Source organism: Brachybacterium vulturis (assembly GCF_002407185.1).
GTDB lineage: Bacteria > Actinomycetota > Actinomycetes > Actinomycetales > Dermabacteraceae > Brachybacterium > Brachybacterium vulturis.
The window spans coordinates 3,207,777-3,221,140 of the sequence record NZ_CP023563.1 but is presented as its reverse complement, the minus strand read 5'-3'; the positions used below and the strand labels follow the sequence as shown (position 1 = coordinate 3,221,140).

Below are 13,364 nucleotides of genomic sequence, written 5' to 3'. Positions count from 1 at the left end.
GCCGATAGGATCACCGCGATGAACGCGTCCCACGATTCCCGTCCTGCGGAGCCCCACCACGAGGACCCCGCAGCCGGTGCGGACCCCGCAGCCCGGGGCGCGGGGCGCGACGGGTCGCGCAGACCCCGCCGCCAGCGCATGCCGCTGTGGCTCGACACCGTGGTCACCATGGTGGTCGCGCTGCTGATCGCGGTGCTGGTCAAGACCTTCCTGATCCAGCCGTTCTACATCCCCTCGGCATCGATGAACCCGACGCTGCTGGAGAACGACAAGATCCTGGTCTCCAAGCTCAGCCCCGGCGTCTTCGATCTCCACCGCGGCGACGTCATCGTCTTCGAGGACCCGGACGACTGGATCCCCGGGGACGCCACCGAGAACCCCACCCCGCGGGTACGGGTGATGATGCTGCTGAGCCTCGTCGGACTGGCCCCGGACCCCTCGCAGGACCATCTGGTCAAGCGACTGATCGGGGTGGGTGGCGATCACGTCGTCTGTGACTCCGAGGGGGCGGCGCTCGAGGTCAACGGGGTGACGCTCGATGAGCCGTACATCTCTCCGGAGACCCCAGCCTGCCAGGCGGCCTTCGACGTCACGGTGCCCGAGGGCAAGGTGTGGGTGATGGGCGACAACCGCTACGCCTCCGCCGACTCGGCCTGGCACGAGATCCGGGGCGACGGCGGTTTCGTGGACGAGTCCGACATCACCGGCCGGGCCGAGGTCATCTTCTGGCCGATCAGCAGCTGGCACCGTCTGAACGACGGCCGCGGGACCTTCTCCGACGTGCCGGACCGGCCGTGACCGTCACCGTCCCGACCCTCGAGGTGGAGCGGGCCCTCGCAACTCGCTGCGGGGCCGGTCGACGCCTCATCGTGGGGATCGACGAGGTGGGCCGTGGCGCGCTGGCGGGCCCCGTCGCCGTGGGCGCCTGCGCGCTCGAGGTGCTCGACGGGGCCATCGTCCCGCTGCCCGCGGGCGTCCGGGACTCCAAGCGGCTGAGCGCTCGCCGCCGCGAGGCGCTCGTGGACCCCATCCTGGACTCCGTGCATGCCGGTGCCGTGGGCTGGGCGAGCCCGGCCGAGATCGACGAGCTCGGGATCATGCCCGCGCTGACCCGCGCCGCTCTGCGCGCCCTGGAGGCGATCGAGCTGGACGGCGCGGTCGACGCGATCGTGCTCGACGGCGATGTCGACGTCCTCTCCGCGTCGCTCGCGATGGCGGAGCGTCCCGCGCCGCTGGTCCACCTGCAGGTGGCGGCGGATCGCGACTGTGCGAGCGTGGCCGCGGCCAGCATCCTGGCCAAGGTGGCGCGGGACGCGCACATGGTCGAGCTCGATGCGCAGGCCCCCCACTACTGCTGGGCCGCGAACAAGGGCTACGGCTCCGCGGCCCACCGCGAGGCGATCGACCTGCGCGGCGTCCATGAGCACCACCGGCGCAGCTGGCGGCTCGGCTCCCGGCCCGCCGTCGAGCAGCCGGGCCCCGCCGTCGTGCCCACGGCCCCCGCGCTCGCTCCGTCGATGCCCGCCGTTCGCCCGGAGGCCCCGGCGCCTCGGGGGCCCGCTGTGCCCGCGACGACCTCGGAGTCCATCGACGCTGGCGTACTGTGGGACGACCAATGGCACCCGCAGGATGGGAAGGAGCGTCGGTGAGCGCCCAGGAACTCGAGAACTTTGAGTCCGACCTCGAACTCCAGCTGTTCCGCGAGTATCGCGACGTGGTCAGCCTGTTCACCTACGTGGTCGAGACCGAGCGTCGCTTCTATCTCGCCAACCAGGTGGATCTGCAGGTCCGCTCCGGTGGTGGTGAGGTCTTCTACGAGCTGCGGCTCGCCGACGTCTGGGTGTGGGACATCTACCGCTCGAACCGCTTCGTGCGCTCGGTGCGGGTGGTGACGTTCAAGGACGTCAACGTCGAGGAGCTCAACAAGCAGGACATCTCCCTGCCCTGACCTCCGGCGGCGGCGCACCGTTCCTCCACAGCGCCCCTCCGTCCCCACTCGCGGCGCAGCCACTGCGCCGACCCGCGGATCCGGTCACGCTGGCCGCATGAACAGCCTCGCGAAGAGTCCTCGACCCGCCCCCCGTCCAGCCGCCGGCCCCGTGGACGCCCCGGACCCCGCTCCGCTGCCCGGGGCGGCCGCGGACCCGCCCACGACGGGACCGGTCGCCGCCCCGCCGCCCCGCCGGGTGCGCGATATGACCACCGGTGAGCTCGGACGCGCCGGAGAGGACCTCGCCGCCGCTCACCTGGGCGCCTGCGGCTGGCAGATCGTGGAGCGCAACCTGCGCCTGCGGCACGGCGAGCTGGACATCGTGGCGCTGGCGCACACCACGCTCGTCTTCGTCGAGGTCAAGACCCGGCGCTCCTTCGTCACCGGCGTGCCCCAGGCCGCTGTCACCCCGGACAAGCTGCGGCGCCTGCGCCGGCTGGCCGGCGAGTACCTGATGGAGCGCTCGACCCCGCATCGTGACGTGCGGATCGACGTCGTCGCCGTGCACGCCCGTCTCGACGGCACCTTCGCGATCGAGCACCTCGAGGCGGTGTCCTGATGGGCCACGCGCGCACCCTCTCGGTCAGTCTGCTCGGGCTCGACGGCACCCTGGTGGAGGTCGAGGCCGACGTCTCCCCGGGACTGCCCGCATTCTCCGTGGTGGGGCTGCCCGACTCCTCCACGCTCCAGGCCCGGGACCGGGTCCGCGCCGCCTCCGCCCGCAGCGGCATCCGCCTCGCCGCGCGCCGGATCACGGTCAACATGACCCCGGCCTGGCGTCCGAAGCACGGCTCCGGCTTCGACCTCGCCATCGCCATGGCGGTGCTCGACGCCCAGGGCGACCTGCTCGCCCACGTCCCGGCGGACCTGGTGCTGCTGGGAGAGCTGGGGCTGGACGGCCGGGTGCGGCCGATCCCCGGGATCCTGCCGGCCCTCCTCGCCGCCCGCGCCCACGGCCTCACCCGCGCGGTCGTCCCGGAGGAGAACCTGCCCGAGGCGCAGCTCGTCGACGGTATGGACATCGCGGGCGCCGGGGACCTCACCGAGCTCCTGCATCGCTTCGGCGCCGATGTCCCGCCCTCCCCGGCGAGGCCGCCGTCGATCACCGGCCTGCCGGCGACCGCCCCGGCCCCGCCGCCGGCCCATCGACCGGACTTCGCCGACGTCCTGGGCCAGGCCACGGCGCGGCACGCGGCGGAGGTCGCCGCTGCCGGAGCCCACCATCTGCTGCTGGCCGGACCGCCGGGGGCGGGCAAGACCATGATCGCCTCGCGACTGCCGAGCATCCTGCCGGCACTGGGATCCGCGGACGCCCAGACGGTCTCCGCGATCCATTCCCTGACCGGCCGATTCGACGCCGGTGCCGGGCTGCTGCGGACGCCACCCTTCGAGAGCCCGCACCACACCGCCTCCGTCGCGGCCGTGGTCGGGGGCGGCGCGGGCCTGGCCCGTCCCGGGGCGATCTCCCGGGCGCATGCCGGAGTGCTGTTCCTCGACGAGGCCCCGGAATTCCCCTCCCGCGTGCTCGAGGCGCTGCGCGAGCCTCTCGAGACCGGGGACATCACTCTCCACCGCACCCGGGGAGTCACCCGGTACCCGGCCCGGTTCCAGCTGGTGCTGGCCGCCAATCCCTGCCCGTGCGGGAAGGCCTGGGGCAAGGGCGATGCCTGCAGCTGCACACCGCTGCAGCGCCGCCGCTACCGGGCGCGGCTCTCCGGCCCGGTCCTGGACCGGGTGGACATGCGCGTCGAGGTGGGCCCGGTCGATGTGCACGGCAGCGGCGGCATGCCGGGGGAGTCGAGCGCCGTGATCGCGGAGCGGGTCAGTGCGGCCCGCGAGCGTCAGCACCGCCGCTTCGAGGGGCGGACGTGGAGTCTGAACGCCCAGCTCCCCGGACCTCTGCTGCGCAGGGAGTTCGCCCCCGAGCGCTCCGAGCGCCGCCTGCTGGACCACGCCGTCGCCCAGGGCCGGCTCACCCTGCGCGGCCACGATCGCGTGCTGCGCCTGGCCTGGACGCTCGCGGACCTCGACGATGCCGACCGTCCCGCCGCCGAACACATCGGTCAGGCCCTCACCCTGCGCGAAGGAGACCCGCGATGACCGCTCACGACCCCACGACCGTCCCGGACCCCGCACCGCTCGAGACCCTCGCGAGCGCGACCCGCGAGGACGACCGCAGCGCGCGGATCACCTGGTCGCTGATGGCCGAGCCCTCCGACCTGACCGCCTTCGCCGCCTGCGCCGTGCTCGGTCCCGCCGCCGCGCTGGAGCTCGTCCGGAGCGGGGACGCGGCCACGCTGCTTCGTGAGCTGGGCGGGCGGCTCCCCGGTCAGGCCGCGGATCCCGCGCACGGCTCACCGAGTTCCCGGACGGTGCGGGCGATCGAGCGCTGGACCGCACGCCTGGCACGCATCGACGTCGATGTGGTGCGCGCGGATGCCGAGCGCGGCGGGATCCGCATCCTCACCCCGCACGACGGCGAATGGCCGGAGCTGCTGGGGGACCTGCAGGAGACCGCCCCGCACTGCCTCTGGGTCCAGGGCCCCGGGCGTCTGGATGCCCTGCTGGGCGCCCGCGCCGCAGCGCTGGTCGGTTCCCGGGCCTCCACCCCGTACGGCGAGGACACCGCGGCGATGCTGGCCTCGGCCTTCGCCGCCGGCGGCGGCACCGTCGTCTCCGGCGGGGCCTACGGCATCGATGCCGCAGCCCATCGCGGTGCGCTGGCCGCCGACGGAGGCGCCACCATCGCGGTGCTGGCGGGAGGGCTGGATCGCCTCTATCCACGGGGCAACACCCAGCTGCTGGAGACGATCCGAGAGCGGCATCTGCTGGTCAGCGAGGCGCCGCCGGGGACCGCCCCGACCCGGTGGCGCTTCCTGGCCCGCAATCGGCTGATCGCCGCACTGTCGCGGACGACCGTCGTGGTCGAGGCCTCGTGGCGCTCGGGAGCCCTGTCCACCGCCCGTCTGGCCGATGAGCTCTCCCGCCCGATCGGAGCCGTCCCCGGACCGGTCACCTCCGCCGCGAGCGCCGGGTGTCACCGCCTGCTCCGCGACCGGGGAGCCGTGCTCATCACGGAGCCCGGGGATCTGCTGGATCTGCTCCCCGGTGGGCCCGCCTCCGGTGAGAGCGGATTCGCCGTCCAGGACGAACTGGACCTGCTGACCCCCGCGGACCGCCGGATCCTCGACGCGGTCCCGCCGCGCTCCAGCATCGCCGAGGCCCGGATCGCGGACGAGGTCGGCTACAGGCCCGCGGAGGTGGACGCGGCCCTGGCCCGTCTCGAGCTGCTGGGTCTGGTGGCGCGGTCCTCGCAGCGGGCACGGCGCGCCCGCGCCGCCTCCTGACGCGGCGGTCCACGACCGCCGATGCGCGACACTGGAGCCATGAGCACGCAGCGGGAGCACGACGACGGGACCGTCGTCGACGACTTCGCCGAGCACCTGCGCCTGGAGCGTGGCCGCTCGGAGCACACCGTGCGCGCGTACCGGCGGGAGGCCGCGGGGCTGCTCGAGCACCTTCGCGACGTCGAGCGCATCGCCGTGGGCGAGCTGGATGTGACCGCGCTGCGGTCCTGGCTGGCCGTGCGCGCCGAGTCCGGGGCCGGTGCGAGCACGCTGGCCCGCTCCGCCGCCGTGGCGCGCACCTTCACCAGCTGGCTCGCCGCCACCGGGCAGATCCCGCACGACGTCGGCGGTCGGCTCCGGGCACCGCGCCGCGGCCGCCACCTGCCCACCGTGCTCACCGGTGACCAGACCGGCGCGCTGCTCGACGGGATCGGGGCGACGACGCCCTCCCCGGCCTCCGCACCGGACCGCGCCCGGCCCCGAGGCCCCGAGCCCGGCGCCGAGGAGGCGCCGGCGCCACCGGGATCGAGCGAGCCGCAGCCTCCTGACACGTCGCAGAGCCCTCTCGAACGGGCGGTGCTGCTGCGGGACGCCGCCGTGCTCGAACTCCTCTATTCCTCGGGCCTGCGAGTCTCCGAACTGGTCGCCCTGGACCGTTCGGGGATCGATCGCGGCGGGCACACCGTCCGGGTCCGCGGCAAGGGCGACAAGGAGCGGATCGTCCCCGTCGGCATCCCCGCCCTCGAGGCCGTGCAGCGGTGGGAGGCCGAGGGCCGCCCGGTGCTGCGGGAGAGCTCCTCGGATGCGGCACGGGCCGGCGAGGCGCTGTTCCTCGGGGTGCGCGGGGGGCGCCTCGGTGATCGGGCCGTGCGCACCCTGGTGGATCGCCATGCGCACGAGGCCGGGATCACCCGCCACATCTCCCCGCACACCCTGCGCCACAGCGCCGCCACCCATCTCGTGGAAGGCGGAGCGGACCTGCGCAGCGTCCAGGACTTCCTCGGCCACTCCTCCCTGGCGACCACGCAGATCTACACGCACGTCAGCGCGGAACGCCTGCGCCGCACCGTCGACCAGGCCCATCCGCGCGCCTGAGACCCGTGCCGGCGCGGGCCGGCCCTCACCGCAGCGGCAGGGACGTCGGCGGCACCGCCGCGGCGAGAGCCGAGTCCATCGCCCGGGCGGCCGCCGTCGACAGGGGATCACCGGCCGGCGGCGGCACCGATCCGGCAGCTGCCGCAGGTCCCGGCCCGGTGGACGGCTCATCCCAGGGCAGCAGGACGCTCGGGCCGTGCGCCCCCAGCAGCAGCAGCGGGTCCAGATATCCCGTGCCCCGGCGCGCCCCGAGATGCAGGCACGTGCTGCCCGGGCAGTGCGAGGACCCGGAGGCATCGGCCAGGGTGCCGAGCACCTCGCCCGCCTCCACGGAGGCGCCCTCCTCCAGGACGCCGTGCACCGGCTCGTAGGTCGAGATCAGGCCATCGGCGTGCGTCACCGAGACGACCCCGCGCCCCGCGACCACCCCGCTGAACCGCACCGTGCCCGCCGCCACCGCGCGCACCTCCGCACCCTCGGCCGGGACGGCGATGTCGATCCCGCGATGGCCGGGACCATAGCGGTGCTCGGGTGCCTGGAACGGGGAGATCACGGTATGAGGGGGCGGCAGCGGCCACCGCCAGCGCGGACCGTCGGCCTTGGCGGACCCGGGCAGCGCGACCATCACGGCCAGCACCAGTAGCAGCGCCGCCGCCCGCAGCACGCGTGCCCTCCGCCCGGTGCCGGGGGAGGGAGGCCGGGGGAGGGGGAGCGATGGCAGAGCGAGAGCGGGCGAGGGCGGCATGCCCCGCATCCTCCGACAGTGCCCGCGACCCTGCACGACGCGGGCCCCGGACGGTGGACCCACCGGGGGTGGGGAGGAGCCGTCGCCCCCGACACAACCCTGCCGGCCCTGCCGGCGCTCCGGAGGGTGACGCACGCCGCGCCCGGCAGGGCCGCTGCGTCGGATAGACTCTTTCCAGCATCCGGTCCGTCCGGATGACTTCGCGTGCCCACCAGGGCCCGTCGACCATCGGTCCCCGACCGTTCCCGCACCTCAGGCGCGGGATCTCTCGGGGCGGTCGGCGACCCGGGCACCAGGCCCCGCACCGACCGGTGGCGGGGGAGCAACCGAGAATGCAGGTCCTGCGCGATGACCGCGGACGCCCACGGGCGCGCCGTGTGAGCCCAGGGCCGGAGAACAGAGGACACCATCATGGCAGTCGTCACCATGCGCCAGCTCCTGGAGAGCGGCGTCCACTTCGGACACCAGACCCGTCGTTGGAACCCGAAGGTCCGTCGCTTCATCTTCACCGAGCGCAACGGCATCTACATCGTCGACCTGATGCAGACCCTGACGTACATCGACAAGGCGTACGACTTCGTCAAGCAGACCGTCGCTCACGGCGGCACCATCCTGTTCGTCGGCACCAAGAAGCAGGCGCAGGAGTCCGTCCAGGAGCAGGCCACCCGCGTGGGCATGCCCTACGTGAACCAGCGTTGGCTGGGCGGCATGCTCACCAACCTGCAGACCGTCTCCCAGCGCGTGAACCGCCTCAAGGAGCTCGAGCAGATCGACTTCGAGGATGTGGCCTCCTCCGGCCGCACCAAGAAGGAGCTGCTGATGATGCGCCGCGAGAAGGACAAGCTCGAGCGGACCCTGGGCGGCATCCGCGACATGGGCAAGGCGCCCTCGGCCGTCTGGATCGTGGACACCAACAAGGAGCACCTGGCCGTCGACGAGGCCCAGAAGCTCAACATTCCCGTCGTCGCGATCCTGGACACCAACTGCGATCCCGACGAGATCACCTACCCGATCCCGGGCAACGACGACGCGATCCGCTCCGTCACGCTGCTGACCCGCGTCATCGCTGATGCCGTGGCCGCTGGTCTGCAGGAGCGTCACGCCAAGTCCACCGGCGGCGAGAAGAACGTCTCCGCCGTCGAGGTCGAGCCGCTGGCCGAGTGGGAGCAGGAGCTGCTCAAGCAGTCCGAGGTCCAGCAGCAGGGCGCTCCCGCCGAGCAGTCCGTCGCCGCGGAAGCCGCCGAGACCGCCGAGGAGCCGGCCGGCATCTCCGCCGCGGCCCCGGCCCAGGCGGCCGACAACGCTCCCGCAGCGGATGCCGCCGCCGAGGCAGCTGCCGAGGAGAAGTCCTCCGAGGCTCCGGCCGCCGAGTGACTCACCGGCCCGGGAACGGCATCACCGTTCCCGGGCCCCTCTCCGGGAGGCGCACCCCGCCTCCCTCCCCCTCCCGCAGCTCCCACAAGGAAGAGGAACATGGCCAACTACACGGCAGCAGACATCAAGGAGATCCGCGAGTCCACGGGCGCGGGCATGCTCGACGTCAAGAAGGCGCTCGACGACGCGAACGGCGACAAGGCCAAGGCCGTGGAGCTGATCCGCGTCAAGGGCCTCAAGGGCATCGCCAAGCGCGAGGGCCGCACCGCCTCCGAGGGCCTCATCGCCGTCGATATCCGCGACAGCGAGGGCGGCCGGACCGGCACCCTGGTCGAGCTCAACTCCGAGACCGACTTCGTGGCCAAGAACGACAAGTTCGTCGCCCTGGGCGACGAGGCCGTGGCCGCGGCCGTCGAGTCCGGTGCGGGTGAGCCCGAGGACCTGGCCGCCACCCCGTTCGGCGAGGCGCTCACCAACGCGGGCGCCACCATGGGCGAGAAGATCCTGGTGCGCCGCATCGGCCGCGTCTCCGGCGAGGTCGTCACCGAGTACATGCACCGCACCAACAAGGACCTGCCCCCGCAGGTCGGCGTGCTGGTCGCCACCGACGAGGCCGGCGCCGAGGTGGCGCGCGACATCGCGATGCACATCGCCGCGTTCACCCCGACCTACCTCTCGCGCGAGGACGTCCCGGCGGAGACCGTCGCCGAGGAGCGCCGCATCGCCGAGGACACCGCGAAGAACGAGGGCAAGCCCGAGAAGGCGATGCCGAAGATCATCGAGGGTCGCCTGAACGGCTTCTTCAAGGAGAACTGCCTCCTGGACCAGGCGTTCGCCAAGGACTCCAAGAAGTCCGTCGGCCAGGTCATCGAGGAGGTCGGCGGCACCGTCACCGGTTACCTCCGCTTCCGCGTCGGCAGCTGAGACGCCGGGGCGGGGATCATCCGATCCTCACCCCACCGGCGATGCGTGAGCGTCGCCACCGCTCTGCGGCCCCGCACCATAGGTGCGGGGCCGCACCGGTATCATCGCCGGGAACCCAGCGCGGAAGGACCGACATGACCCAGACGTTCACGTCACCGATTCCTGTTCTCCCCCAGCCAGAGGATGGACGTCGCGTTCTTCTGAAGCTCTCGGGCGAGGCCTTCGGAGGGGGCGCCGTCGGCATCGACCCCGATGTCGTCGCCCGGATCGCCGGGGAGATCGCCGAGGGCGTGGCGCTCGGTGTCGAGTGCGCCGTCGTCGTCGGCGGTGGCAACTTCTTCCGCGGGGCGGAGCTCTCCCAGCGCGGGATGGACCGCCGCCGCGCCGACTACATGGGCATGCTCGGCACCGTCATGAACTGCCTCGCCCTGCAGGACTTCCTCGAGCAGCGCGGTGTCTCCACCCGCGTGCAGACCGCCATCGAGATGGGACAGGTCGCCGAGCCCTACATCCCGCTGCGCGCCGTGCGCCACCTCGAGAAGGGCCGCGTGGTCATCTTCGGCGCCGGTGCCGGCATGCCCTACTTCTCCACCGACACCGTCGCCGTCCAGCGCGCGCTGGAGATCGGCTGCGAAGAGGTGCTGATGGCCAAGAACGGCGTCGACGGCGTCTACGACTCCGACCCGCGCGCCAACCCCGACGCGGAGAAGCTCGACCACGTCACCTACAACGACGCCCTCCAGCGCGGCCTGAAGGTCGTCGACTCCACCGCCTTCAGCCTGTGCATGGACAACGCCCAGCAGATGATGGTCTTCGGTCTCGACGCCCCCGGCAACATCACGCGCGCCATGCGCGGCGACCGCATCGGCACCGTGGTCACCAAGTGACCCCGGCGGGGCGGGTCACCGTCCTGCCGGCACCGCACAGCACCCCCGAATCCGCCTGCCGCCCTTGACGGGGCGGGACAATGGATCACGAACACCTACCGAGAACCGAGGAGCATCCCGTGAGCGACGACACCCCGAGCATCCTGAAGGACGCGGAGTCCAAGATGACGAAGTCCGTGGAGGTCACCAAGGACGACTTCACCGCGATCCGCACCGGCCGCGCGAATGCCGCGATGTTCCAGGGCATCACCGTCGAGTACTACGGCGCTCCGACACCGCTGAACCAGCTGGCCTCCCTGCAGTTCCCCGAGGCGCGCACCGTCATCGTCACGCCCTATGACAAGTCCGCCATGTCCGGCGTCGAGACCGCGCTGCGGGATTCGGACCTGGGCGTGAACCCCACGAACAACGGTGACACCCTGCGCGTGGTGCTGCCCGCGCTGACCGAGGAGCGTCGCAAGGACTACGTCAAGCTCGCGCGCACCAAGGCGGAGGACGGGCGCGTCTCCGTGCGCGGTTCCCGCGGCAATGCGAAGAAGGCGATCGAGAAGCTGGTCAAGGACAAGGAGATCGGCGAGGACGAGGGCATCCGCGCGGAGAAGGAGCTCGAGGCGCTGACCAAGAAGTACATCGAGCAGATCGACGAGTCGCTCGGCCTCAAGGAGACCGAGCTCGAGACCGTCTGAGTCGCACCACAGGAGCGCAGAACCCTGCACCGCAGACCACGATCCGGCGGGCCGTCGGCGTGAGCACCGACCCGGCGCTCACCGTCCCGACCGCCTCGAGCCCGCTCGAGGCGGCCGTCGACGCGCCCGGGAACGAGCCCGAGCACGCCAAGCGCCGCGGTGCCGGCCGGAACCTGCCGGCCGCGATCGCGGTCGGCGCGGGTCTGGCCGCCCTGCTGGTCGTGGCGGTGTTCGTGGTGCCGCAGGCCTTCGCGGTGCTCGCCGCGATCGCGATGGTGATCGCGGTGCTGGAGGTGACGCGGGCGCTGGCGGAGGGCGGCCTGCGACTGCCGCAGATCCCGCTGCTGGTCGGCGTGATCGGGATGGTGGTCTCCACCGTCGTGTTCGGCGCCGAGGGGCTGCTGGTGGCGACCGCCGCCGCCGTCTGCGTGCTCATCCTGTGGCGCGTCAGCGAGTCCATGGGCCTCAGCGCGCTGCGTGATGTGGCCGGGGGAGTGTTCGCGCTGGCCTGGATCCCGTTCCTGGGCTGCTTCCTGCTGCTGCTGTTCGCGAGGGAGCAGGGCCAGATGCTGGTGCTGCTGGCCATCCTCGGACCGGTCGGCAACGACATCGGCGGCTACGTCGCCGGGGTGCTGCTGGGGAGGCATCCGATGGCGCCCCGGATCAGCCCGAAGAAGAGCTGGGAGGGATTCGCCGGCTCCCTGCTCCTGGGCACCGCCGGGGTCACCGCGGTCGGCATCTTCGCCCTGGACCTGCCCTGGTGGGCAGGAGCCGCGATCGGGGTGGTGCTGGTGCTCGTCTCCACCGGCGGCGACCTCGCCCAGTCCCTGCTCAAGCGCGATCTCGGCATCAAGGACATGGGGCACCTGCTGCCCGGCCACGGGGGAGTGCTGGACCGGATCGATTCCATCCTGCTCGCCGCCCCCACCACTTACATCATGCTGGAGGTACTGCTGCCATGAACACCCCCGAGGATCCGACCGACCGCCCCGCCACCCCGGTCGCGCTGCCCCCCACCCCTGACCTCTCCCGGGAAGCGGTGCCCGGGCAGAAGGTCGCCCTGGCCCCGGGCCAGCTCCAGATGCGTCCCTCCCGCCGGGGCAAGCCGCCGGTGCACCTGGCCGACCTCACCCTCGCCGAGCGGAAGGCCGCGGTCGAGGAGATGGGACTGCCGGGATTCCGTGCGAAGCAGCTCTCGGTGCACTACTTCGAGCACTTCACCACCGACCCGGGCGACCTCACGGACCTGCCCAAGGAGCGCCGGGACGAGCTGGTCGAGAGGTTCTTCCCCCCGCTGCTGACGCAGGTCTCCCGGCAGTCCGCCGACCACGGCGCGACCCAGAAGTTCCTCTGGCAGCTGTTCGACGGCCCCATGGTCGAGTCGGTGCTGATGCGCTACAGCGACCGCAACACCCTGTGCATCTCCTCCGAGGCCGGCTGCGGCATGAACTGCCCCTTCTGCGCCACCGGTCAGATGGGCCTGACCCGCAACCTCTCGGCCGCGGAGATCCTCGAGCAGGTGCGCATCGCCAACCGGATGCTCGCCCGTGGCGAGCTGCCCGGCGGGACCGGCAGGGTCAACAACATCGTCTTCATGGGGATGGGGGAGCCGCTGGCGAACTATCGCCCCGTGGCGACCGTGTGCCGGCGCCTGAACGCGCCGGCCCCGGAGGGCTTCGGGATGGGGGCGCGGCACATCACCGTCTCCACGGTGGGTCTGGCCCCGGCGGTCCGCAAGCTCACCGCGGAGAAGATCCCCCTGACCCTCGCGGTCTCGCTGCACGCGCCCGACGACGCGCTGCGCAACGAGCTGGTGCCGATCAACACCCGCTTCGACATCGACGAGATCCTCGATGCGGCCTGGGAGTACTTCGAGACCACCGGGCGCAGGGTCAGCATCGAGTACGCGCTGATCCGCGACATCAACGACCAGCAGCACCGGGCCCAGCTGCTCGCGGACCGGCTGATCGCCAAGGGCGGTGCCCACTGGATCCACGTCAACCCCATCCCGCTGAACCCGGTCAAGGGATCGAAGTGGACCGCCTCGGACCCCCGCGTGGAGAAGATCTTCGTCCAGACGCTGCGGGACAACGGGATCTCCGCCACCATCCGCGACACCCGCGGCTCCGACATCGACGGCGCCTGCGGCCAGCTCGCCGCGGAGGTCATCGAGACCGACACCCACCGGGAGGACCGCGAGGCGCGGGTCGCCCGCGTCGAGGCCATCGCCGGGGCCACCGACTGAGCCCGACGCGGCCCCCGGCCCCGCACGCCTCCCCGCACCACCCCGCCCACGCCGCTACAGTGGGACCCCGA

The 13,364-nt window shown here is 72.5% G+C and carries 14 protein-coding genes; 13 read left to right on the top strand and 1 reads right to left on the bottom strand.

Features of this window, described 5'->3' with window-relative positions; all coding sequences use genetic code 11:
- Positions 1 to 18: 18 nt before the first annotated feature.
- The 7 genes from lepB to CFK38_RS14425 all read left to right on the top strand — a co-directional run bounded on the left by lepB (position 19) and on the right by CFK38_RS14425 (position 6,432).
- Positions 19 to 798 (top strand): signal peptidase I, encoded by a 780-nt coding sequence (lepB, locus tag CFK38_RS14455; protein WP_096803702.1) that lies wholly within the window; start codon positions 19 to 21, stop codon positions 796 to 798.
- Positions 795 to 1,649, top strand: coding sequence for a ribonuclease HII (locus tag CFK38_RS14450; RefSeq protein WP_096803701.1), 855 nt, complete (start codon positions 795 to 797; stop codon positions 1,647 to 1,649). The genes lepB and CFK38_RS14450 overlap by 4 nt, the downstream gene beginning before the upstream one ends.
- Positions 1,646 to 1,948 (top strand): DUF2469 domain-containing protein, encoded by a 303-nt coding sequence (locus CFK38_RS14445; protein ID WP_096803700.1) that lies wholly within the window; start codon positions 1,646 to 1,648, stop codon positions 1,946 to 1,948. Before CFK38_RS14450 ends, CFK38_RS14445 begins: the two co-directional genes overlap by 4 nt.
- A 97-nt stretch (positions 1,949 to 2,045) precedes the next feature.
- Positions 2,046 to 2,549: a YraN family protein gene (locus tag CFK38_RS14440; RefSeq protein WP_096803699.1), complete on the top strand. Its 504-nt coding sequence runs from the start codon at positions 2,046 to 2,048 to the stop codon at positions 2,547 to 2,549.
- A complete protein-coding gene (locus tag CFK38_RS14435) occupies positions 2,549 to 4,090 on the top strand; it encodes a YifB family Mg chelatase-like AAA ATPase (RefSeq protein ID WP_096803698.1) in 1,542 nt (513 codons plus the stop codon). Before CFK38_RS14440 ends, CFK38_RS14435 begins: the two co-directional genes overlap by 1 nt.
- Positions 4,087 to 5,337 (top strand): DNA-processing protein DprA, encoded by a 1,251-nt coding sequence (gene dprA / locus CFK38_RS14430; protein WP_096803697.1) that lies wholly within the window; start codon positions 4,087 to 4,089, stop codon positions 5,335 to 5,337. The genes CFK38_RS14435 and dprA overlap by 4 nt, the downstream gene beginning before the upstream one ends.
- Before the next feature lie 39 nt (positions 5,338 to 5,376).
- Positions 5,377 to 6,432: a tyrosine recombinase XerC gene (locus tag CFK38_RS14425; protein WP_096803696.1), complete on the top strand. Its 1,056-nt coding sequence runs from the start codon at positions 5,377 to 5,379 to the stop codon at positions 6,430 to 6,432.
- Between the two features lie 25 nt (positions 6,433 to 6,457).
- On the opposite strand, the gene CFK38_RS14420 is transcribed toward CFK38_RS14425, so the two are convergent.
- Entirely contained in the window at positions 6,458 to 7,096 is a 639-nt protein-coding gene (locus CFK38_RS14420; protein ID WP_245851091.1) for a murein hydrolase activator EnvC family protein, read from the bottom strand.
- A gap of 492 nt (positions 7,097 to 7,588) precedes the next feature.
- On the opposite strand from CFK38_RS14420, the gene rpsB reads away from it, so the two are divergent.
- The 6 genes from rpsB (at position 7,589) to rlmN (ending at position 13,293) form a co-directional block, all read left to right on the top strand.
- Positions 7,589 to 8,551 (top strand): 30S ribosomal protein S2, encoded by a 963-nt coding sequence (gene rpsB / locus CFK38_RS14415; RefSeq protein WP_096803694.1) that lies wholly within the window; start codon positions 7,589 to 7,591, stop codon positions 8,549 to 8,551.
- 99 nt (positions 8,552 to 8,650) lie between these two features.
- Positions 8,651 to 9,475: a translation elongation factor Ts gene (gene tsf / locus CFK38_RS14410; protein ID WP_096803693.1), complete on the top strand. Its 825-nt coding sequence runs from the start codon at positions 8,651 to 8,653 to the stop codon at positions 9,473 to 9,475.
- A 134-nt stretch (positions 9,476 to 9,609) separates the two neighbouring features.
- Positions 9,610 to 10,362, top strand: coding sequence for a UMP kinase (gene pyrH, locus CFK38_RS14405; protein ID WP_096803692.1), 753 nt, complete (start codon positions 9,610 to 9,612; stop codon positions 10,360 to 10,362).
- 119 nt (positions 10,363 to 10,481) lie between these two features.
- Positions 10,482 to 11,048 carry a ribosome recycling factor gene (frr, locus tag CFK38_RS14400; protein ID WP_096803691.1) on the top strand — a complete coding sequence of 189 codons (567 nt, stop codon included), beginning with the start codon at positions 10,482 to 10,484 and terminating at the stop codon, positions 11,046 to 11,048.
- A gap of 59 nt (positions 11,049 to 11,107) precedes the next feature.
- Positions 11,108 to 12,010 (top strand): phosphatidate cytidylyltransferase, encoded by a 903-nt coding sequence (locus CFK38_RS14395; RefSeq protein ID WP_096803690.1) that lies wholly within the window; start codon positions 11,108 to 11,110, stop codon positions 12,008 to 12,010.
- The gene (gene rlmN / locus CFK38_RS14390) at positions 12,007 to 13,293 is read left to right on the top strand and encodes a dual-specificity RNA methyltransferase RlmN (RefSeq protein WP_096803689.1); all 1,287 of its coding nucleotides are present in this window, start codon (positions 12,007 to 12,009) and stop codon (positions 13,291 to 13,293) included. Before CFK38_RS14395 ends, rlmN begins: the two co-directional genes overlap by 4 nt.
- Positions 13,294 to 13,364: the final 71 nt, after the last annotated feature.

Coding starts and splice junctions, on each gene's coding strand:
- pyrH (WP_096803692.1), top strand. CDS start 9,610: ATGACCCAGACGTTCACGTCACCGATTCCTGTTCTCCCCCAGCCAGAG.
- CFK38_RS14425 (WP_096803696.1), top strand. CDS start 5,377: ATGAGCACGCAGCGGGAGCACGACGACGGGACCGTCGTCGACGACTTC.
- rlmN (WP_096803689.1), top strand. CDS start 12,007: ATGAACACCCCCGAGGATCCGACCGACCGCCCCGCCACCCCGGTCGCG.
- rpsB (WP_096803694.1), top strand. CDS start 7,589: ATGGCAGTCGTCACCATGCGCCAGCTCCTGGAGAGCGGCGTCCACTTC.
- CFK38_RS14435 (WP_096803698.1), top strand. CDS start 2,549: ATGGGCCACGCGCGCACCCTCTCGGTCAGTCTGCTCGGGCTCGACGGC.
- dprA (WP_096803697.1), top strand. CDS start 4,087: ATGACCGCTCACGACCCCACGACCGTCCCGGACCCCGCACCGCTCGAG.
- CFK38_RS14440 (WP_096803699.1), top strand. CDS start 2,046: ATGAACAGCCTCGCGAAGAGTCCTCGACCCGCCCCCCGTCCAGCCGCC.
- tsf (WP_096803693.1), top strand. CDS start 8,651: ATGGCCAACTACACGGCAGCAGACATCAAGGAGATCCGCGAGTCCACG.
- lepB (WP_096803702.1), top strand. CDS start 19: ATGAACGCGTCCCACGATTCCCGTCCTGCGGAGCCCCACCACGAGGAC.